The organism is Okeania sp. SIO2B9 (genome assembly GCF_010672505.1).
GTDB lineage: Bacteria > Cyanobacteriota > Cyanobacteriia > Cyanobacteriales > Microcoleaceae > Okeania > Okeania hirsuta.
This window is the reverse complement of sequence record NZ_JAAHGK010001709.1, coordinates 1-1236: the sequence shown is the minus strand read 5'-3', so window position 1 is coordinate 1236 and position 1236 is coordinate 1. Positions and strand designations below refer to the sequence as shown.

Annotated in this window: 2 protein-coding genes; one reads left to right on the top strand and one right to left on the bottom strand. The window is 35.3% G+C overall.

All coding sequences use genetic code 11. From position 1 onward, the window contains the following. Positions 1–356: 356 nt before the first annotated feature. The gene (locus F6K13_RS33875) at positions 357–761 is read right to left on the bottom strand and encodes a hypothetical protein (RefSeq protein ID WP_287290039.1); all 405 of its coding nucleotides are present in this window, start codon (positions 759–761) and stop codon (positions 357–359) included. 65 nt (positions 762–826) lie between these two features. Between F6K13_RS33875 and F6K13_RS33870 the strand changes: the two genes are divergently transcribed. Continuing rightward, a partial coding sequence (locus tag F6K13_RS33870) for a hypothetical protein (RefSeq protein ID WP_287290036.1) occupies positions 827–1236 on the top strand: 410 nt, incomplete at its 3' end.

Sequence of the window (1236 nt, the reverse complement as noted above, 5' to 3'; positions counted from 1 at the left end):
TGAAATAATTCTCAATAAGTTCGCCTAGTAAATAATACAAATCGGAAGACACGAAAAGATTATTTTCAGCTAAAAACAAATGATTGCGAACTACTGTTAATTCTGCAATTTTTTCTTTAGATTCTTTATGAATAGTCGAAGTACCATTAAGAGTATATCCTTTAGGGGCAAAGAATAAATCGATGGCTGCTTTCAGATTAATTTTGTAAGAATCTGGTATAGAGCTTTGAAAATCATTTGATATTAGCTTACCCGCGTTTGTGATTCGCCAAGCATTGGCAGCCCATGTATATTCTTCTGATAAGTTTTTATCTAACTCGAAATAATCTTTTATTTTATTGAATTCAAGGGCGTGTTTATGCGCGATCGCCTATCAGTAATATGCGATAAGAAATCGATTTATATTCAGAAGTAGAAGTATCGAGAAAAGCAGAGCATAATTTTCCTGGATGGGTTTTTATTGCTTGTTCTATAGATGTTAAGCATTTTCCATATCCAGAATGGGCGTATTCGTCTAAATAAACAATTACTTTTTTATGCTCTGGGTGATTTTCTTTAATATCTGAAGGCTTACCGTGAGGAATGATACTTAAAAAAGTTCCTTTTGAAATTATTTTAAACTGCTCTGTTTTTGGAATGGAATAATTGCGATCGCTGGCTAACCGAATGAAGTTTGTATCCGAGTCATCAGGTGGGTAGAAAGCAAAATCGTACCAATCCCTAAAATCAGTTACTAGTCCTACTTTTAGTTCTGGCTGCATACTATGATTACTTTTGTGGTCATGTATCTGTATGCTATCATGTTATTCCCATAGTTCTCAATACAATGATTGATTTTATTATTAAATACAAGAAAGAAGAACCTTTTAGGACAAGGCAAGAACTAACAGATTCCATTGCCAATCCAGTATTAAGAAGCCAGATTAAAATTAAAAGAATAGGAGCTAATTATCATGCAGATTTTCAGATAAATGAATCTCAAAATAAAAAATTAAAAGACAGGAATTTGACTCTTTTAAGTCATGCGATCGCGGAATGCGTAGATAATTGCTTTCCTGAACTTTACGACAACCATAATGAATCAGCCCTGGCCAGAATGATTCGATGGTCGTCATTGAGTTTGGGTGGGGTTTGCTCCTCACGGACCTTGGGGGCAATGGAGCCCGTCTCTCGACGCTGCTTGAGCAGTTTTTGCACAAAACTTTTAGCGACACCAAATTGTTTAGCAAGACTACG

Coding starts and splice junctions, on each gene's coding strand:
- F6K13_RS33875 (WP_287290039.1), bottom strand. CDS start 761: ATGCAGCCAGAACTAAAAGTAGGACTAGTAACTGATTTTAGGGATTGG.